The 18,996-nt window shown below is 58.7% G+C and carries 14 protein-coding genes; 4 read left to right on the top strand and 10 right to left on the bottom strand.

Features of this window, described 5'->3' with window-relative positions; all coding sequences use genetic code 11:
• Nucleotides 1-6 precede the first annotated feature (6 nt).
• Genes U5A05_RS22550 through U5A05_RS22540 form a run of 3 tightly spaced genes read right to left on the bottom strand, consistent with a single transcriptional unit; the run spans nucleotide 7 to nucleotide 1,809 of the window.
• Nucleotides 7-267 carry a phosphopantetheine-binding protein gene (locus tag U5A05_RS22550; protein ID WP_261740046.1) on the bottom strand — a complete coding sequence of 87 codons (261 nt, stop codon included), beginning with the start codon at nucleotides 265-267 and terminating at the stop codon, nucleotides 7-9.
• A complete protein-coding gene (locus U5A05_RS22545; RefSeq protein ID WP_321836550.1) occupies nucleotides 242-1,051 on the bottom strand; it encodes a lysophospholipid acyltransferase family protein in 810 nt (269 codons plus the stop codon). Before U5A05_RS22545 ends, U5A05_RS22550 begins: the two co-directional genes overlap by 26 nt.
• Nucleotides 1,027-1,809 (bottom strand): beta-ketoacyl synthase chain length factor, encoded by a 783-nt coding sequence (locus U5A05_RS22540; RefSeq protein WP_261740045.1) that lies wholly within the window; start codon nucleotides 1,807-1,809, stop codon nucleotides 1,027-1,029. Before U5A05_RS22540 ends, U5A05_RS22545 begins: the two co-directional genes overlap by 25 nt.
• A gap of 247 nt (nucleotides 1,810-2,056) precedes the next feature.
• On the opposite strand from U5A05_RS22540, the gene U5A05_RS22535 reads away from it, so the two are divergent.
• A complete protein-coding gene (locus tag U5A05_RS22535) occupies nucleotides 2,057-2,830 on the top strand; it encodes a ParA family protein (RefSeq protein ID WP_261740044.1) in 774 nt (257 codons plus the stop codon).
• On the opposite strand, the gene trxC is transcribed toward U5A05_RS22535, so the two are convergent.
• Together trxC and U5A05_RS22525 are read right to left on the bottom strand one after the other, a co-directional pair.
• Entirely contained in the window at nucleotides 2,827-3,267 is a 441-nt protein-coding gene (gene trxC, locus U5A05_RS22530; protein ID WP_321834925.1) for a thioredoxin TrxC, read from the bottom strand. The two genes, U5A05_RS22535 and trxC, sit on opposite strands and share 4 nt — an antisense overlap.
• A 152-nt stretch (nucleotides 3,268-3,419) precedes the next feature.
• Nucleotides 3,420-5,216: an SLC13 family permease gene (locus U5A05_RS22525; RefSeq protein ID WP_261740042.1), complete on the bottom strand. Its 1,797-nt coding sequence runs from the start codon at nucleotides 5,214-5,216 to the stop codon at nucleotides 3,420-3,422.
• 306 nt (nucleotides 5,217-5,522) lie between these two features.
• Here U5A05_RS22525 and U5A05_RS22520 point away from each other — a divergent pair, with 306 nt between their 5' ends.
• Nucleotides 5,523-5,810, top strand: coding sequence for a type II toxin-antitoxin system HigB family toxin (locus U5A05_RS22520; RefSeq protein WP_321834924.1), 288 nt, complete (start codon nucleotides 5,523-5,525; stop codon nucleotides 5,808-5,810).
• 5 nt (nucleotides 5,811-5,815) lie between these two features.
• A complete protein-coding gene (locus U5A05_RS22515) occupies nucleotides 5,816-6,217 on the top strand; it encodes a helix-turn-helix domain-containing protein (RefSeq protein ID WP_321834923.1) in 402 nt (133 codons plus the stop codon).
• Here the strand turns inward: U5A05_RS22515 and U5A05_RS22510 are convergent.
• From U5A05_RS22510 to U5A05_RS22495, 4 genes are all read right to left on the bottom strand, one after another.
• Nucleotides 6,210-6,485: a DUF3077 domain-containing protein gene (locus U5A05_RS22510; RefSeq protein WP_261740039.1), complete on the bottom strand. Its 276-nt coding sequence runs from the start codon at nucleotides 6,483-6,485 to the stop codon at nucleotides 6,210-6,212. The genes U5A05_RS22515 and U5A05_RS22510 overlap by 8 nt on opposite strands.
• 494 nt (nucleotides 6,486-6,979) lie before the next feature.
• The gene (gene selO, locus U5A05_RS22505; protein WP_321834920.1) at nucleotides 6,980-8,443 is read right to left on the bottom strand and encodes a protein adenylyltransferase SelO; all 1,464 of its coding nucleotides are present in this window, start codon (nucleotides 8,441-8,443) and stop codon (nucleotides 6,980-6,982) included.
• A 147-nt stretch (nucleotides 8,444-8,590) separates the two neighbouring features.
• Nucleotides 8,591-11,938: a mechanosensitive channel MscK gene (mscK, locus tag U5A05_RS22500; RefSeq protein ID WP_261740037.1), complete on the bottom strand. Its 3,348-nt coding sequence runs from the start codon at nucleotides 11,936-11,938 to the stop codon at nucleotides 8,591-8,593.
• Between the two features lie 35 nt (nucleotides 11,939-11,973).
• Complete coding sequence (locus tag U5A05_RS22495) at nucleotides 11,974-13,716, bottom strand: potassium/proton antiporter (RefSeq protein ID WP_321834918.1); 1,743 nt, start codon at nucleotides 13,714-13,716, stop codon at nucleotides 11,974-11,976.
• A 246-nt stretch (nucleotides 13,717-13,962) separates the two neighbouring features.
• Between U5A05_RS22495 and U5A05_RS22490 the strand changes: the two genes are divergently transcribed.
• On the top strand, nucleotides 13,963-14,544 hold the full coding sequence (locus U5A05_RS22490) for a hypothetical protein (RefSeq protein WP_321834916.1): 582 nt from the start codon (nucleotides 13,963-13,965) through the stop codon (nucleotides 14,542-14,544).
• 66 nt (nucleotides 14,545-14,610) lie between these two features.
• Here the strand turns inward: U5A05_RS22490 and putA are convergent, their stop codons facing one another.
• Nucleotides 14,611-18,564 (bottom strand): trifunctional transcriptional regulator/proline dehydrogenase/L-glutamate gamma-semialdehyde dehydrogenase, encoded by a 3,954-nt coding sequence (gene putA / locus U5A05_RS22485; protein ID WP_261740034.1) that lies wholly within the window; start codon nucleotides 18,562-18,564, stop codon nucleotides 14,611-14,613.
• Nucleotides 18,565-18,996 lie beyond the last annotated feature (432 nt).

Here is an 18,996-nt window from a genome sequence, read left to right as displayed (position 1 = left end):
TCGGTCTCAGGCTGCCTGTTTGGCGGTGACAAAAGCCGCAAGGCTGGCCACGTTGGAAAAGTGATTGCGAGTGTCTTTGGCGTCGGCGTCTATTTTGATGCCGTAGGTTTTTTGAATCGCCAGGCCCAACTCCAGTGCGTCGACTGAATCCAGCCCCAGACCTTCGCCAAACAGGGTCTGTTCGTCGCCGATGTCGCTGATGCTGATGTCTTCGAGGCCCAGGGCATCGATGATCAGCTGTTTAATGTCGCTTTTCAGATCGCTCATCTGTGGCGAGCTCCTTAATAAAATAGTCATGCACGAAGTCATTGAGCAGGCGCGAGGCTTTGGGCGGTGGGCCAAGCGCAGTAAAGGTATTTGGATCTATATCGGCCCCGACCCGAAAACTGAAGTGCACCCGCCGATTGGGTATGCGGTACCAGGGCTCGGCCTTGGTCAGCGTGGTGGGGCTGACCTTGATCACCACCGGGGTGAGGATCTTCGCACCCCGCAACGCTATCGAGGCGGCGCCGCGATGAAAGGCCGGGGGCTGGCCCGGCAGCGTGCGTGTGCCTTCCGGGAAAATGATCAGGGTCTGGCCTTCACGTAACGCTCCCGCGGCGCTCTCGAGCATGTCGACGCTGCCATCATTGCTGATGTACTGCGTGGCACGCACGGGGCTTCGGGTGAACGGGTTTTGCCAAAGGCTTTGTTTGACCACGCAATTGGCGTTTTTCACCAGCCCGATCAAAAAAACCACATCGATAAGCGACGGGTGGTTGGCGATGATCATCTGACCCGGGCGCCCCAGTCGTTCGGCGCCTTGCACGTCATAGGTCAGCACGCCCATGCGGGCCATCGTGCGGATAAACAGCCAGAACAATCGGCTTACGGTTGCTCGCACGCGCTCGCGGTGACGAACGGCGTCTCCTGGCAGGCAACTGAGCACCGGGAAAATCACCAGGCGCAGGCACAGGCACCCCAGGCCGAACAGTGCAAAACTGATAGCTGTGGCGATCAGGCGCCAAATATAAGCATCGCGGCGGCTCACAGGCTGTGTTGCCAGTTCCAGACGCGGTTGTTCCAGACGTGTTGGAATGATGCCTGCCCATCGTGCAGGTGGCGTAACAGGTTCAGGGCATGGGGCCACGGGGCTTTTGCGCTGCCGGTGGCGGTGGCGGCGCTTGTGAGCGAAACCTGCCATTGCTTGCCCGGTGTCAGTAGCAAGCCGACGGCATAAGGGAAGGGCACATCATCGATCCAGCGCGCATAGGCTTGTGGCGGTTGTTCTTCTGTGATGATCAGCAGTACAGCGGGCGCGCCTTCATTCAACAGGGCGCAGGCCTCGATCAGGCCGTGTTCCAGGCCATCTCCGGCGGCGGCAAGTGCGGTCATCTCGCTGGTCTCGCCGCGCATGATCGACCACAGTCCAATCACCGCGTTATGCACCGAGAGGCTGAATTGTGTCGGAGACAAGGGCTGGTCGGCAGCCAGGTCGCTCAGGATGTCGAATGTGCGGGGGGTTTCACCGTGGCGCGAGGCAAAGACCAGCGGCAGGCCTTCATGGCCTTGTGCCAGTGGCCAGCCGACGCTGAACGCCATGCGCGCCATGCGGCTGAGCCGTCGGCGTTGCATCGCGGGTAAAAACGAGACGTCGGGTGCTGCGTCGCTGGCAGCGGGTACGCTGGGTTGCTGGCTCCAGGCTTGCCAATCGGCCACGCTGTCGAGGCCCGGAGCCCAGGCACGCCACGCGGCGATATTGAAATTGATCACTGGAGTTTCATCCCGCCCTTGCAGGCTTCCTTGATGCGAAAGTGGGCATCGATCCATGCCGCACCTAATACAGAATGACGACATTATCCCGGTGCAGTTGGCTGGTAGCAAATTTTGCTTACATTTCCAGTATGTTTCGTCTGTGATCTGAAAAAAATAGGGTCAATGCGCTTTAGGTGTGAGAAGTGTTTATTTGTTTTCTCAGATAAACGCCCAAAGGCTGTAGTTCATTTCGTAGCAAGGTAGCGAAGCCGCGCAAAGGCCATCTACACTCGGCTACTCATTGGTACACGGAGGTTTTGAAATGCGGCGCGTGGTGTTCAACCAAAAAGGCGGTGTGGGTAAATCCAGCATCGCGTGCAACCTGGCGGCAGTCAGTGCCAGCGAGGGTTACAGGACATTGCTGGTGGATCTGGACGCCCAAGCCAACTCCACTCAATACCTGACTGGCCTGACCGGCGACGATATCCCGATGGGGATTGCCGACTTCTTCAAGCACAGTTTGACGGCCGGAGTAGGTTCGAAGAAAAACCGGGTCGATATTTACGAAACGCCTTTCGAGAATTTGCACGTTGTTACCGCCACGAGCGAACTGGCCGATTTGCAGCCCAAGCTTGAGGCCAAGCACAAGATCAACAAGCTGCGAAAACTGCTTGATGAATTGTCCGAAGACTATGATCGCATTTATGTCGATACTCCGCCCGCACTGAATTTTTACGCTGTATCGGCTCTGATCGCCTGTGATCGGGTATTGATTCCGTTTGATTGCGACAGTTTTTCACGTCAGGCACTGTATGGCTTGCTGGCGGAAATCGAAGAGCTAAAAGAAGACCACAACGAAGATCTGATGGTCGAAGGCATCGTGGTCAACCAGTTCCAGGCCCGGGCCAGCCTGCCGCAGCAAATGCTTGATGAGTTGATTGCCGAAGGGCTGCCGGTGCTGCCGATGTACCTCAGCAGCTCCGTGCGTATGCGCGAGTCACATCAGGCGTGTCAGCCTTTGATTCACTTCGACCCGCGGCACAAGCTGACCCAACAGTTTGTGGAGTTGCACGATTATCTGGATCAGAACGCTTAAGCGCTGATGCCCTGGCTGCGCAGCCAGGCGGTGAGTTGCTGCAAAGGTAACGCACCGCTCTGGCGAGCTACTTCACGGCCGTTTTTAAACAGTATCAGGCTGGGGATCGAGCGAATTCCCAATTGCCCGGCCAGTTGCTGATTGGCCTCGCTGTCGAGTTTGGCCAGTCGGCATTTGCCGATCAGCTGGCTGGCGGCTTGCTCAAATATCGGGCCAAAGGCTTTGCAGGGCCCGCACCACTCTGCCCAGACGTCTACCAGCAATGGCAGGTCGCCTTTGATCTGGCTGGCATAGTCGGTTTGTTTCAAATCGAAGGGTAAGGCCAGTAGCACAGCATTTTTGCAGCGCCCGCATTTGGGGTGCTCGCTGATGCGCTCGGCGGGGATACGGTTAAGGCCGTTGCAGTGAGGGCAAGGGATCAGCAGCGGTTCGGTCATGGGTAAATACTCCACAAAGAGGGCTCTGTGTAGCCGCTGCCGCAGGCTGCGATAAGGGCCGAAGGCCCTTTGAAATCAGGAATGCTGCGCAATCCATCGCCGCCTGCCCCAGCGACTGCAGGTTCAGGGTGTGCAGTTCAGCAGACAATCCCTCAACCCGCCACCGGCGTCAGTGGCCAGATCCACGGGATCACCAGCATGGCCACGATCAGCATCAGCACATTCAATGGGATGCCGATGCGCATAAAGTCGCTGAACTTGTAACCGCCCGCGTTATACACAAAGGTGTTGGTCTGGTAGCCAATCGGCGTGGCGAAGCTGGCACTGGCGGCAAACATCACGGCCACCACGAATGGCCGCGGGTCGACGCCCAGTTGCTGCGCCACACCAATTCCGATCGGCGTCAGCAATACCGCCACGGCATTGTTGGAGAGGATCTCGGTGAGGATGCTGGTCAACAAATAGATAAACCCCAGCATCAGCAACGGCCCGGCATGAGGGAGGGCGGCCATGGTCTGGTTGACCACCAGATTGATCAGGCCGACTTTATCCATCGCAATGCTGATGGCCAGCATGCCGAAAATCAGACTGAGGATTTTCCAGTCCACCGCCTTGTAGGCGTCCTGCACGTCCAGGCAACGGGTGGCGACCACGGTTACGGCGGCGATCAACGCCAAGCCTTCGATGGGCATGATCTCGAGTGCTGCGAGCAGCATCACCGCCAGCGTGGAAATGATTGCAATCGGCGCCTTGTCGCGGCGATATGCACGCTCAAGGACAGTATTGAGGCTGATCAAGTCGCCATTTTCGGCAAAACGACGAATTTGCGAAGGTGTGCCTTCGACCAGAATCACATCGCCAAATTGCAGATGCAGGTCGTCGAGATTGCCTTGAATGTTTTCGTCCTGACGATGCACCGCGAGCACCGCAATGCCATATCGCGCTGTCAGGTCGAGGTCGCGCATGGGGCGGTGGCTGTAGCGGGAATTTCGCCCCACGATGGCCTCGGCGAGGATCACATCGTGGTTGCTGATGGTTTCGAACGCGTCGCCACGGTTAAAGGCCAGCACGCCGCTTTCGCGCAGTTCGACCACATTTTGTACTTGCCCGTGTAGCACCAGGCGGTCGCCGCTGCGCAACTGGGTGGTAGGTTCAGGCGTGGAAAGCTCTTGCTCGTCGCGAAAAATCTTCAGTACTTGCAGGCCGCTGCCACCATTCAGATCGGCTTCAGCCAGGGTCTTGCCGATCACGGGGGAATCGTGGGGCACCAGCAATTCGCTCATGAAGGTGCGCGTCAATTCCGGGCGCAGTTGCTTGGACAGGCTGTCGCGATCAGGCAGCAGGCGGTTGCTGAAAATCATTAGGTACACAAAACCCACGGCGGCAAACATCAGCCCGGCCTGAGTGATTTCGAACATGCCAAAAGGCGCGAGCCCGGCTTTGCGCGCGACCCCGTCCACCAGAATATTGGTCGAGGTGCCGATCATCGTCAGCATCCCGCCCAATACCGTGGCGTAAGACAGCGGGATCAGCAGCTTGGAGGGTGAACTGTGGGCGCGCTTGGCCAGGGCAATTGCCACTGGGGTCAAAATGGCCACCACGGGGGTGTTGTTCAAAAAAGCCGAAATCACCAGCGCGGTAATCATCAACCCGCCAAGAACCCGCAGCGGTTGGTCGCCCACCAGATTGCCCAGCCAGTTGCCCAGAGCATCAATGCAGCCGGTGCGTTCCAACGCGGCCGAGAGCACAAACATGCAGGCAATCGTGGCGGGGGCCGAGTTGCTGAGCACGCTCAACACTTCGTGGGGCGTGAGGATTTGCGTGACCAGCAGGGCGGCGACGGCAATGGCAGCCACCACATCGGCGCTCCACTTCTCGCGCACAAACGACACCAACAGCCAGACCAGCAAAGCGGCAACAAACAGCAGGGGGAGCGAGTCCCAGGACATGGGTCTTCCTTAATGCAACGAATCTCGTATGAGGTATCGGGCAGGCCAGAGCCGCCGCGCGGGCGTCACGATAATCAGGGTGGGTTAGTTCGTCTAAGACTGTTTGGGCAGGTTGTTATGCGATTTGGTTATGCCAGTGTCCAGGCGAAGTATTTGCACACACAGTGCTGAGCCAGTGGCGCAGCCCCTTATCTAGGCTTAGACGCGAGACAGCGACAGCACCATTAGTCAGAGAGGCGTTATCGCACATTGCGATTTACTGACCTCTGGCTTAACCTCCATAGCAAGATGCGATAGGGACGTTGCATGCGAGTGATAACAGCCAAGCGTATTTGGGAAGCGAAAGAACAATGGCCGCAATCGGCGAACGCTCTTGATGAGTGGTATCGCAAGATCAAGGTCCTCAACCCTGAAGACTTTGCCGCGTTAAGGTCGTTTTTCCCAGCCACCGACAAGGTAGGTTCGTTTCACGTTTTCAATATTGGAGGTAACAAGCTGCGGCTGATTGCCCTGGTGCGTTATCGGGTACAGCGCCTCTACATTCGTCATGTGCTGGATCACCGTGACTATGACAAGGGCAACTGGAAGGAGTAAGCACAATGAATGCATTGGTCGAACAGGCGGTAGAGCACTGGCAGTTTGTGTCACCCCTGCTGCGCAAACCAAAAAACGAAGCAGATTACGACGCGTTGGTTGCAGCCCTTGATCAACTGAGCGACTTGATCTGCGACGATGAAAGTCACCCCTTGATGAGCCTGGTGGACATCATCGGCGACTGGGTTGAGGCCTATGACCTTGAGCATCGACCGATGCCCAAGGCCAGCGGTGTCGATGTATTGCGCTCGGTGATGCAAGAGCACGGGCTGACCCAAAGCGATTTGCCGGGGGTTGGAACCCAGTCGGTGGTGTCCGAAATTCTCAGCGGCAAGCGCCAGCTCAACGTGCGACAGATTCGCTGGCTGGCGGATTACTTCAAAGTGCCTGTGGACATGTTTATCTGAGGCTTTGTGCCTGCGCCACGCGGTCTAGCGTGGCGTCAATCAACCCTTTACTCATTTCAATCAGTTGCAGGCTGGCGAACGTCAGGCTGTGGCTGGTTTGTGGGCTGGTGACCTGGCTTTCCGCACATAGAACGGTGGCACTGCCGAGCAATTGGGCGGCCAGTTCCAGCGCGAGGTTGATCGGGATGCCGGGGTTTACGGTGAACAGGGTTTCACCGCTAAAGCTGTGGCCGAAGGGGGTTGGGGTTTGGGTGATGATTTGGGGCATTGGAAAACTCCACTATGAGGTAAGAGTTACCACCGCTCGCCGTCAAACTTAAGGTGGCAACTGTGTGCAGGTTGACGGACCGGTCATAGTGGGACCCGGCGCACCCGAAGGTGCCCCACACACAGTCGCCATAACATTCATGCGGGCACGAGTGTGCCGAACGAATTTCTAGACTATGCGTTCCACTATGAAGAGCCCGACCGTCAAACCGGATCACGAATGTGTCGTGACGTTGGCGAGGATAGGGGCTGGTGGGGCGAGGGTCAATCGGGAGCAGGCCACAATCCCTGTGGGTGAGGGAGACTCAAACTGTAGCCGCTGCCGCAGGAACGAGGCTGCATCCGAGATGGTGCGCCACTGCGACGAAGCGCTCGCAAACCCGGAGTATCGGTGTTGCTTGACACACCGACGAGCCTGATTTTACGACGACTGCGCCGGAATGCCGTATCACGCCGAACGTAGCCTCGTTCCTACGGCAACTGCTACGCAGCGGGTTACGACGAACAACTGATTTCCAGATGCTTGCCCCACTCCGGTGGCCGCTCGGCATAGCTTTCCATACCCGCTTGCTCGGTAAATGGCTGGGTCAGCACCTTGTGCAAGCGCTGCACTTCGCTGTAATCCCCGGCCTGTGCCGCATCGATGGCCTTTTGTGCCAGGTAGTTGCGCAGGATGTACAGCGGGTTGACCGCGTGCATACGTTCGCGGCGGGCGCTTTCATCACTCACACCTTCACGGGCAACCCGGGCTACGTACTGCGCGGCCCATTCATCAAAGCCCTTGAGGTCGACAAATTCGTCACGCAGCTGCGCCACAGCCTGTTCGGCTGGCAAATCCCCCAAGCGACGGAAGAACAAGGTGTAGTCGATGCTGCTGCCTTGCATTTTTTGCAGCAGTGTTTCGATCAATTGTTGATCAGCGTCTTCGCCGGTGGTCAGGCCCAGACGGCGGCGCATCAGGTCGGTGTAGTGGGCCTGGTACAGCGGCAAGAACAACCCCAGGGTTTCACGCAGGGCTTCAACGCTGATAAACGGCGTTAACGCTTGGGCCAGTGCGCTGAGGTTCCACTGGCCGATAGGCACCTGGTTGCTGAAGGAATAGCGCCCTTCGTGGTCGGAGTGGTTGCAGATGAAGTTGGCGTCGAAGTCGTCGAGGAAGGCAAAAGGCCCGAAGTCGAAGGTGATGCCCAGAATAGACATGTTGTCGGTGTTCATCACGCCGTGGCAAAAGCCGTAAGCCTGCCATTTGGCAATCAGCTCGGCATTGCGCTCGACGATCTCGCGGAACATCGCCAGATACGGCTCGGGTTGCTCCAGGCACTCGGCAAAGTGCATCGCCAGTACGTGCTCGCCCAGTTGCTTTTGCTGCTCGGGGCGCTTGGTGTAGTAGAAATATTCGAAATGCCCGAAGCGCACATGGCTCGGTGCCAGGCGCAGGACCATGGCGGCGCGTTCCTGGGTCTCGCGCCATACCGGGGTATCTGAGCCGATCACGCACAAGGCGCGGCTGCTGGGGATGCCCAGCGCATGCAGCGCTTCGCTGGCAAGGAACTCGCGGATCGATGAACGCAGCACCGCGCGGCCATCGCCCATGCGCGAGTAAGGGGTCATGCCGGCGCCTTTGAGGTGCAAGTCCCAATGCTCGCCCGCGTCGTTGTAGACCTCGCCCAGCAATAGCCCGCGGCCATCGCCCAATTGCGGGTTGTAGGAGCCGAACTGATGGCCGGAGTAGACCATGGCGCGAGGTTCGGCATCGGCCCACAGGGTGTGGCCGCCAAACAGTTGGGCGAATACCGGGTCCTGGGCAACAGACGGGTCGAGATCCAGTAGCGCCAGAGCGGCCTCGCTCGCGACTACCAGCCGCGGTGCGTCGATAGGCTCGGGCAGTACGTGGGTTGAAAACGCGTCACCCAGCCGAGCAAAGCGGTTATCAAAAGTCAGTTCGTCGAGGGCTTTCAATGACCGTCTCCAGTAAAGGGTTAAAGCGTGTGCAAAACCTGTAGCCGCTGCCGCAGGCTGCGATGTGGGCAGCGAAGCGGCCCTCAAAAAACTGAAGGTCCTGCGGCCCTTATCGCAGCCTGCGGCAGCGGCTACAAGGTGTATGTATTAATCGAGCTTGCCCAGTTGCGGCTTTTGCTGCGGTGGTGTGGGTTCCACCGGCGCTTCTGGCCCAACGGGCACCAGCTTGTATTCCTGGCCCTGCAAGTTCTTGAGGTACACCTCCATCTGCTGGAACGAGATGTTGATGTGGTGGTTCTTGAATTCGCGGTTGATAAAGCGGTTAACTTCGTCGATCACCGGGTTACGGTCACCCAGATCACGTACGTGCATGCGCAATTCGTGGTCCAGGGTGCTGGCGCCAAAGTTCAGGAAGTACACGTGGGGCTCAGGGTCTTTGAGCACTCGCGGGTTTTCTTGCGCGGCCTTGAGCAGCAAGTGTTTGACCAGGTCCAGGTCGGAGCCGTAGTCGACCCCCAGCTTCAGGGTGACGCGGGTGATGGTGTCGGTCAGCGACCAGTTGATCAGTTGCCCGGTAATAAAGGTTTTGTTCGGGACGATGATGTCTTTGCGGTCGAAGTCGGTAATGGTGGTCGCACGAATGCGGATCTTGCTCACGGTGCCCGACAGGTTGCCGATGGTGATGGTGTCGCCAATCCGTACCGGGCGTTCGAACAGGATCATGATCCCGGAAATAAAGTTGGCGAAGATTTCTTGCATCCCGAAGCCCAGGCCCACCGACAGTGCGGCCACCAGCCATTGCAACTTGTCCCAGCTCACGCCCAGGGTCGAGAGGGTCGAGACAAAGCCGATGCCGATGATCACGTAGGTCAGCAAGGTGGTAGTGGCATAGGCGCTGCCCTGGCCCAGGTCAAGGCGCGACAGCACCAGCACCTCCAGCAGACCGGGCAGGTTGCGCGCCAGCGCGATGCTGATGCCGATGATGACCAGCGCACCGATCACGTCGCCGATGCTGATGGGCACCATGCTCATGTTGGCGCCGCTGCCGCTGGTGTATTCGTACAGGGTGATGTTGTCCAGGTAGGAAAATACCGAGATCAAGTCGGCCCACACCCAATACAGAATGCCAATAAAGCCCGCCAGCAGGGCCAGACGGATCAAACGCAGAGACTGTTGGTTGACCTGTTCGATGTCTAGCGTCGGCTCTTCGATGACGATGTCGTTGCCTTCGCCTGCTTCCTTGGCAGCTTGGCGCTTGGCCAGTGCACGCTGGTAGGCCAGGCGCCGTGCGGCTACCGCCAGGCCACGGACAAAGGCGGCTTCGACCACCAGCCAGAGCATCAGCAGGTAGAGGGTGTTGATCAGGCGGTCGCTGAGCTTGAGCGCGGTGTAGTAGTAGCCAAAGCACACGGCAACAAACAGCGCGAGCGGCAACAGCGCGAAAGCAAAACCGAGCAGCTTGCGCAGGCGATAGGCTTTGGTCGCCGTCTCAAAGTCGTTGAGCAACAGGCGGCACAGCAACCAGGCCATAGCGGCATAGCAGCTCAGTACCACGAGGATGCCCAGTACATCGTCTGCCAGCGCCGCCGGTTGCTGCTCGGCAAAGGCGACCACGGCCACCAGGGCCAGCACTACAAAGCCGAGCTTGCGGATCCAGTTCTGGAGGAACGCAACCAGTGGTTTTTCCCAGCGAAAATGCAACTCGGCCACGCCACCGGGTGCCAGGATCCGGTACGCGGTGTAGAACACCAGCCAGGCTTCGGCCATCTGGACCAGCGCCGCGCCGGTATTGGCGTTCATGCCGCGGGCATCGGTTTGCAGGGCATAACCGCACAGGGCCAGCGCCAGGGAAAGGGGCATTGCCAGCAGGATGTTGATCAGGATCGCCAACGGCGTGTGCCATTGGCTGTCACGCTTGAAGTGGCCAATGTCCTGATGGATTTTGTTCAACTTGCTGTAGAGGTATTTGCGCTTCCACAGCAGGGCCGCTACCACCAGCAAAAACGGTAGAAACAATAGCGGCCGTTCCACCAGGCCTTCTGCCAGCTCGGTGACGCTGGAACCCCAAGGCAGGATGGTAATTTGCTGTACCAGTTGGCTCGGGGCGGTTTCCAGCCATTCCAGGTCCAGCGGCTTATTGCTGGGGATCCAGAACATTTGCTCGTCCAGCGTGGCGCGCAGGCTTTGGGCGGTGCTGAGCAGTTGCTTCTGGTTCAGTTGCAGGGTGATCGATTCGTTGAGCACCGAGCTTAACTCGCGATTCAGGCGGTCCAGCAGATCGCTGCGGGTGTTGACCAGTTCGAGCAGGGTTTTACGCAGCTGCGGAGTGACTTGATCGGCGGGCTGGGTCGACAGCAGGTTATCGACGTAGGTCGTGGGGTTGCTGATCAGCTCGCGCTGCTGGTTGATTTCAAACTGGTATAGACGAATGTCGGCGATTTCGTCTGCCAGATTCTTGTCCATTTTTTGCAGGCGCGGCAGGGCTTGCTTCTGCTTATAGAGAATCTTGGACAGCAACAAGCTGCCCTTGAGCACGTTGATTTGCTCATCCAGTGCTTGATCGCTTTGAGTGACGTTGTCCAGTTGTTGCTTGGTTTCGAGGTTCTGCTGGGTGACTTCGTTGAGGCGGTCGGTACTGCGCAGCAAGTAGTCAGAAAGCTTGAGGTTGATTGCGCTTTCGGTTGCCAGCAGGCTGCTGCTGCCGGATTTTTTTGCCTCAAGGGATTGTTCTGTGACGGTTTGTTGCGACTGCGCCAGACGCTTTTGGTTGATCAGGGTTTGCAGGTCCTGGATTTCTTGATCCTGGCGCGTGGTTTTTTCCAGCAGCAGATCATGCTGGCTGCCGCTCAGGTCTTGCAGCAGGCTGTTGCCGGCCAGCTCCTGGCGACGCAGTGCTATCAGTGCGGTGAGCGAGGCGGCCTCAGCATTGAGCTGGTTGCGTTGATCGGGGGTGAGCAGCTTGCCGTTGTCGCGCCCTGTTTTCAGGGTGGTGCTGATCTGCTGGATGCGCGTCTGGCTGGCGCTGATTTCGGCCTGCGCCCGCTCTGGCCGGGTTTGCGCGGCAATGCTCTGGCTGTTGGCAATGGCCAGTGCTTTTTGCAACTCGCCCTGTTGCGTGGTGCGTTCAGCCAGCAGTTGTTCCAACTGTGGTACGGGCAGGTCACTGTAACGCTGCGCTACGGGTATGGCTTTGCTGGCCTTGAGGCGGGACAGTTCACGCTGGTTTTCGCTGGTCTGGCGAGGTGCACTGCTGAGCAGTTGTTTCACGTCGTTCAGGCGCTGCTCGTAATCGGCTTTGTTGGCCAGCAGGGCAAGGGTCTGCTGGAGCACTGCTTGCAGCGCTTTAAGGTCGGCGTCCGGCAGCTTGCGATCAGCAATTTTGTCGAGGCTTTGCTGTACCGCTTCTGCGGTAGGCGGTTCGGCCGCGTGTAGCGTGCCGACACAAAGGCTCAGACCGAGCAGGACGGTTGCGAAAAACGTGCGCAGAGTTGGCATAGATACCGGTCAGACAAAGGTCAGAAAGTTGGAGTTTAGAGGAACAGCCCGGGCCCCGGTGCACTTCCTTCGGGGAATCTGACGCCTACTTTGGCGATCTTGTTCCCGTCCATGACGGCGACGGTCCAAATGGTGTTGTTCCATTCCACCTGGTCGCCGACGACCGGAGCGCCGCCAACTTTCTGAGCAATAAAGCTGCTGAGTGGAATGTTGGGGTCGATGCCGTCCAGCTTCAGGCCGTACAAAGCCGATACAGCACCCAGTTGGGCGTCGCCTTCGAGCACAAAGTCGCCGAAGAAACGCAAATCCAGGCCGCGGCTCGGCGGCTGGCTGAACAGTTTGCCCAAGGCTGGCAAGTTGTGTTCGTGGCCGATCACGCAGAGCAGATCGCCAATTTCCAGCGTCGTACTACCCGACGGATGGAGCAGTTTTTGATCGCGAAACAGGGCTGCGATGCGGGTGCCATCGGGCATTTTCAGTTCCCGCAGGGCCGCGCCGATGCACCAGTTTTGTGCGTCGAGACGGTAAACAAACAATTCCCACTCGCTGGTGACATGCACTTCAAGGGCCGAACGGGAGACGGGGGCCAGGTCTGGCGGTACGGTCACCTTCAGCAGCTTGGCAACCCACGGCAGGCTGGTGCCTTGCACTAGAAGGGACACCAGCACGATAAAGAACGCCAGGTTGAAATACAGTTGCGCATTGGGCAGCCCGGCCATCAACGGGAATACCGCCAGAATGATCGGCACCGCGCCACGCAGGCCTACCCACGCGATAAAGGCTTTTTCACGGCCGTGGAAGGCCTTGAAGGGCAGCAGACCCACCATCACCGACAGCGGACGGGCGAACAGGATCATCCACAGCGCCAGCGCCAGTGCCGGAATCGCGATAGGCAGCAGGTCGTGCGGCGTCACCAGCAGGCCAAGGACCAGGAACATGCCGATCTGTGCCAGCCAGGCCATGCCGTCGAGCATGTGCAAAATGCCGTGACGGCTGCGAATCGGGCTGTTGCCGATCACTAGCCCGCACAGGTAAACCGCCAGGAAGCCGCTACCGTGCAGGGCGTTGGTCAGGGAAAAGACCACCAGCCCGCCTGCGATCACCAGAATCGGGTACAGGCCGTTGGCCAGGTTGATCCGGTTGACCATTTGCAGCATCAGCCAGCCACCTGCCAGCCCGACTGCGCCGCCGATACCGAACTCACGCAGCAGATTGAGCAACAGGCTCCAGTGCAGACCGGTTTCGCCGCTGGCCAGCATGTCGATCAAGGTCACGGTGAGGAACACCGCCATCGGGTCGTTGCTGCCGGATTCGATCTCGAGGCTGGCCGAAACCCGCTCGTTCAAGCCCTTGCCACCCAGCAACGAGAACACCGCCGCCGCATCGGTCGAGCCGACAATGGCGCCGACCAGCAGGCCCTGGATCAGGTTGAGGTTGAACAGCCAGGCGGCCATCAGGCCGGTGAGCCCGGTGGTGATCATCACCCCCACCGTGGCTAGCGACAGCGCCGGCCATAACGCCACGCGGAAACTGGAGACCCGCGTGCGCAAGCCGCCATCGAGCAAAATCACCGCCAGGGCGAGGTTGCCCACCAGATAAGCGGTGGGGTAGTTGTCAAAAATAATGCCGCCGCCATCGACACCCGCCGTCATGCCCACCGCAAGGATGATGACCAAAATCGGGATGCCCAGACGCGAGGACAGGGAACTTACCAGGATGCTTGCACCTACCAGCAACGCGCCGATCAAGAACAGGCTGTTGATGGTCGTCGCATTCAAAGGCAGTACTCCAGGAAACTCAAAAAGACAGGGCGCAAACCAAACATGCAGTCTGCGTGCCAGCGATTCTAACCTGCGTTATTGGCGGGCTGTCAAAAAGGTTTTGAATGAATTTCAGCATGTGCTTTTTTGGTGCCACGCAGTTGATGATTTGGTTTTTTCTTACAGGGTAATGGGAATCTGACTGCATTTTTATGTTGGGCAAATTGTGTCTACTGCGACCTCCCACTTGTGCATGGATGTGATATGAACCCTGCAACTGCGGCTGACGGTACGTTAGTGGACAAAAAATCGCGGCCTGATGACGAGCGAAGCACGCTGTATGTCGTGTCTGTCACCAAGTTTATTTTGCTGTATGCGCTGACGGCGGGCGGGTACGTATTTTATTGGTCGTACCGTAACTGGGCGTCATATAAAGAAGTGAGCGGAGCACCGATCATGCCGGTGATGCGTGCCGTGTTCTGGCCGTTCTTTATTCTTTCGCTGTTTGACAAGGTTCAGAACGGCCTGGACATGACGGGGCGCTCATACTTCTGGCACCCGGAGACCCGGGGCTTATTGATCATGCTGCTGGTCATGTTCGCGGTGCTGGTGTCGCTGTTCTTTAACCGGCCTACGGATACGGTGTTTGTGTTTGTCGCCAACGTTGTGTTGATAGCCAGCTGCTGTGCGATGTTTGTCGAGGCTCAGCGTGCGATCAATATGCTGGGTGGCGACCCGCAGGGCAGCCACAACAGCGCGTTCACTTGCTCCAATGTTGTGTGGATGGTTGTGGGTGTGCTGTACATGGCCTTCGTTGCCTATCTCGTGTTTATGTTCGAAGGCTGATTTTTTGATGTAAAAAAACCGGGCAACCTTTTCAGGTGCCCGGTTTTTTATTGCCCGTTCAAACCATCAACCGATGGTCATCAAGCTTGCGTTACCGCCAGCAGCAGCAGTGTTGACGCTGAGTGCGCGCTCGATCACCAGACGTTCCAGAGCGATGTTGGTTTCGCCTTGGGACAGACCTTGCACGCCCACAATGGCGCCGGTGCGCTGGGCCACTTGCTGGCACACGTCGCGCAACTGATCGCAGTCGCCGTGGTGCAGTACGGCGTCGAAGATCACTTCGTCCTTGGTCCAGTCAGCCACCAGAGTGATGCGTGCTTGCACCTCTTTTGGCAAACGGGTGACCAAGGCCTTGGCCAGCTCGCTTTGCGGCAGTACAGCGGTGCTACCCACGGCCAGTACGGCAGCCAGTTGGGTCAGCAGGTCGCTTTCGACTTCAGCCAGGCACAGCACGTGTTCACGCGGCAAGATTGCGTAGCTGTTGCGCTCGCCGGTCGGGCCGTTGAGCAGGCGCGTAATGCCGCTTTGCGAGTGCGTAGCGTACTCGGTGCACAGTTCGGCCAGTGCTGGTTGCTGGTTGCTGGTGGCCCAGGCTTGCAGCGCGCTGAGCGGTTTGCTCATGGCGTCGCGGGCCTGGGTGTCCGGTGCGGTAATGGCGTCGACCTTGGCGAACGACTGCTCGATCGCATTGCTTGGGCGGGTCGACAGCAGACGGTACATGTACAGCGGACCACCGGCTTTAGGGCCGGTGCCCGACAGACCTTCGCCGCCGAACGGTTGTACACCGACCACGGCACCTACGATGTTGCGGTTAACGTAGACGTTACCGGCATTGACGTTATTGACCACTTTGGCAATGGTTTCGTCGATACGGGTGTGTACGCCCAGCGTCAGGCCATAACCCGAAGCGTTGATCTGTGCGATCAGTTGGTCGATGTCTTTGCGCTTGTAGCGCACCACGTGCAGCACGGGCCCGAAAATTTCACGTTCCAGCTCGTCGAAGCTTTCCAGTTCAATCAGGGTCGGCATGACGAAGGTGCCGCGTTTGCTCTCTTCGATATCGGCAATGGCCATCTGGTAAACAGTGCGACCTTTATCGCGCATGCCCTGGATGTGTTGCTCGATCCCGGCCTTGGCTTCGGCATCGATCACCGGACCAATGTCCACGTTCAGACGTTCCGGGTTGCCCATGCGCGATTCGGCCATGGCACCTTTGAGCATTTCGATTACGCGGTCTGCAGAATCTTCCTGCAGGCACAGTACGCGCAGCGCCGAGCAGCGCTGGCCGGCGCTGTCGAAGGCCGAGGACACCACATCGATAACCACTTGTTCGGTCAGCGCCGAGGAGTCAACGATCATGGCGTTCTGGCCGCCGGTTTCGGCGATCAGCGGGATAGGACGGCCTTGAGCATCCAGGCGGCCTGCCACGTTGCGTTGCAGCAAGCGTGCAACTTCGGTGGAGCCGGTGAACATCACGCCTTTGACCCGATCGTCGCCGACCAAGCGTGCGCCCACGGTTTCGCCACGGCCCGGCAGCAATTGCAGCACGCCCTGCGGGATGCCTGCTTCGAGCAGGATGCGCACAGCCTGAGCGGCAACCAGCGGAGTTTGTTCCGCCGGTTTGGCCAGTACCGGGTTACCGGCAGCCAAGGCAGCAGCGACCTGGCCGCTGAAGATTGCCAGCGGGAAGTTCCATGGGCTGATGCAGACCACCGGGCCCAATGGGCGGTGGGCATCGTTGGTGAAGTCGTTGCGCGCCTGCACTGCGTAGTAACGCAGGAAGTCGACGGCTTCGCGCACTTCGGCAATGGCGTTGGCGAAGGTCTTGCCGGCTTCACGGGCCAGCAGGCCCATCAGTGGCTGGATCTCGGCTTCCATCAGGTCGGCGGCACGCTCCAGGATTGCAGCGCGTTCAGCGGGCGGGGTTGCCTGCCAGATCGGTGCGGCACTCAGTGCGCACTGGATGGCCTTGTCGGCGTCTTCAACAGTGGCTTCTTGTACATGACCGACCACGTCACGCAGGTCGGCCGGGTTGAGTACCGGTGCAGAGGCTTCGTTGCTGGAGTCGCAACCGAGCATCGGCGCGGCTTTCCAATCGTTGTGGGCAGTGGCCAGCAATGCACAGGACAACGACGCCAGGCGGTGTTCGTTGGACATGTCGATGCCGCTGGAGTTGGCGCGTTCGCTGCCATACAGGTCACGCGGCAGCGGGATACGCGGATGCGGCAAACCGAAGCCGCCTTCCGTTGTAGCCATCTGCTCGATCTGGCTCACCGGGTCGGCCACCAACTGGTGGATCGCGATGGTGTGGTCGGCAATGCGGTTAACGAACGAGGTGTTGGCGCCGTTTTCCAGCAAGCGACGAACGAGGTAGGCCAGCAATGTTTCGTGGGTGCCAACCGGGGCGTACACACGGCACGGACGGTTCAGTTTGCCGTCGGAAATCTTGCCTACAACCTGTTCGTAAAGCGGTTCGCCCATGCCGTGCAGGCACTGGAACTCGTACTGGCCGGTGTAGTAGTTCTGCCCGGCGATGTGGTAAATCGCCGCCAGGGTTTGGGCGTTGTGAGTGGCGAACTGCGGGTAGATCGCTTCTGGAACGGCCAGCAGTTTTTTCGCGCAAGCGATGTAGGACACGTCGGTGTACACCTTGCGGGTGTAGACCGGGTAGCCTTCCAGGCCTTCGACCTGGGCACGCTTGATTTCGCTGTCCCAGTACGCGCCTTTCACCAGGCGGATCATCAGGCGATGACGGCTGCGACGAGCCAGGTCGATCACATAGTCGATCACGTACGGGCAACGCTTCTGGTAAGCCTGGATCACGAAACCGATACCGTTCCAGCCAGCCAGTTGCGGTTCGAAGCAGAGGCGCTCCAGCAGGTCGAGCGAGATTTCGAGGCGGTCGGCTTCTTCGGCATCGATGTTGAGGCCGATGTCATAGTGCTTGGCCAGCAGGGTCAGCGACAGCAGGCGCGGGTACAGCTCGTCCATCACGCGCTCGTACTGGGCGCGGCTGTAACGCGGGTGCAGGGCCGAGAGCTTGATGGAGATGCCCGGGCCTTCATAAATGCCACGACCGTGGGACGCTTTGCCAATCGAGTGGATGGCTTGCTCGTAGGACGCGAGGTACTTTTGCGCGTCATGTTCGGTCAGTGCAGCTTCGCCGAGCATGTCGTAGGAATAACGGAAGCCCTTGGCTTCAAAGCGCGTGGCGTTAGCCAGGGCTTCGGCGATGGTTTCGCCGGTCACAAACTGCTCGCCCATCAGGCGCATGGCCATGTCGACGCCCTTGCGGATCATCGGCTCGCCGCTTTTGCCGATGATGCGGCTCAGGGAGGAGGTCAGGCCTGCTTCGTTGTGCGTCGATACCAGCTTGCCGGTCAGCAGCAGGCCCCAGGTCGCGGCATTCACGAACAGCGACGGGCTGTTGCCCAAGTGCGGGTGCCAGTTGCCGGTGCTGATCTTGTCGCGGATCAGGGCGTCGCGGGTGCCTTTGTCCGGAATGCGCAGCAGCGCTTCGGCCAGGCACATCAGCGCCACGCCTTCCTGGGACGACAGGGAGAATTCTTGCAGCAGGCCTTGCACGATACCGGCACGGCCACCGGCGCTCTTCTGGTTGCGCAGTTTTTCGGCAATCGAGGCGGCCAGGGCTTGCGTAGCTTCAGCCATCGGGGCTGGCAGGCGGGCCTGCTCAATCAGCATCGGCACCACTTCGGGTTCCGGGCGACGGTAAGCAGAGGTGATCGCTGCGCGCAGTACCGATTGCGGCAGGATGCTTTCTGCAAACTCCAGGAAGCACTGATGCGCGTGATCGGCGTGTGCGTCGTCGGCGTCATCGCTGGCGCTGCCAGGGATACCGCTCAGCTCGCTAAGGGTTGCACCACCCTCGAGTTTCTCCAGGTAATTGAAGATTGCCTGCTTGATCAGCCAGTGTGGCGTGCGATCAATCGAGGTCGCGGCAGCCTTGAGGCGCTCGCGGGTTGGGTCGTCAAGTTTGACCCCAAGGGTGGTGGTAGCCATATTTTTATCCTCATGGGTGCCACATTTGCGTGGCAGCAGCTGGCGGCAAGATTAGCGCTGCGCCGGGAGAGGTGCAACCTAGTGCAACCCGTTTTTTTACAGATTGTTCGACACTTCGTCAGGAATATTTCAACACAGCCGAAAGGGTGCGTCGGCTTGGTGCTATTTCGATGGTTTTGCGCTGTTCTTGCTCCGAAAAGGAGCAAAAATACTGAATTGAGACGAAAAGGCGACAAGGTGCAACTTAGGTGATAGAAACTGGTTGCACCTTATTTGCTTTGTTGCATAGCATTCGCGCCCAAGGTGCAACCGGCTGCAGGTTAGATTTTTCTTCCTGCGTTATGGTTCATCAACTGATGATTTTCCTGGGGAAACGTCAGTCATAAATGCGCGGCAAGGTTAATCGTCTCAAACAGGACGTTTGTGAGCGTA

Origin of the sequence: Pseudomonas kulmbachensis, assembly GCF_963681935.1 — a bacterium.
In the GTDB taxonomy this organism is placed as follows: Bacteria; Pseudomonadota; Gammaproteobacteria; order Pseudomonadales; family Pseudomonadaceae; genus Aquipseudomonas; species Aquipseudomonas kulmbachensis.
Note: the sequence above shows the minus strand (reverse complement) of the source record. Positions and strands in the feature narration are given on the sequence as shown.

Excerpts from the sequence above, each read along its gene's own strand:
- trxC (WP_321834925.1), bottom strand. The coding sequence starts at position 3,267 with ATGACCGAACCGCTGCTGATCCCTTGCCCTCACTGCAACGGCCTTAAC.
- U5A05_RS22520 (WP_321834924.1), top strand. The coding sequence starts at position 5,523 with ATGCGAGTGATAACAGCCAAGCGTATTTGGGAAGCGAAAGAACAATGG.
- U5A05_RS22515 (WP_321834923.1), top strand. The coding sequence starts at position 5,816 with ATGAATGCATTGGTCGAACAGGCGGTAGAGCACTGGCAGTTTGTGTCA.
- mscK (WP_261740037.1), bottom strand. The coding sequence starts at position 11,938 with ATGCCAACTCTGCGCACGTTTTTCGCAACCGTCCTGCTCGGTCTGAGC.
- U5A05_RS22550 (WP_261740046.1), bottom strand. The coding sequence starts at position 267 with ATGAGCGATCTGAAAAGCGACATTAAACAGCTGATCATCGATGCCCTG.
- U5A05_RS22490 (WP_321834916.1), top strand. The coding sequence starts at position 13,963 with ATGAACCCTGCAACTGCGGCTGACGGTACGTTAGTGGACAAAAAATCG.
- U5A05_RS22540 (WP_261740045.1), bottom strand. The coding sequence starts at position 1,809 with ATGGATCGATGCCCACTTTCGCATCAAGGAAGCCTGCAAGGGCGGGAT.
- U5A05_RS22510 (WP_261740039.1), bottom strand. The coding sequence starts at position 6,485 with ATGCCCCAAATCATCACCCAAACCCCAACCCCCTTCGGCCACAGCTTT.
- U5A05_RS22535 (WP_261740044.1), top strand. The coding sequence starts at position 2,057 with ATGCGGCGCGTGGTGTTCAACCAAAAAGGCGGTGTGGGTAAATCCAGC.
- putA (WP_261740034.1), bottom strand. The coding sequence starts at position 18,564 with ATGGCTACCACCACCCTTGGGGTCAAACTTGACGACCCAACCCGCGAG.
- U5A05_RS22525 (WP_261740042.1), bottom strand. The coding sequence starts at position 5,216 with ATGTCCTGGGACTCGCTCCCCCTGCTGTTTGTTGCCGCTTTGCTGGTC.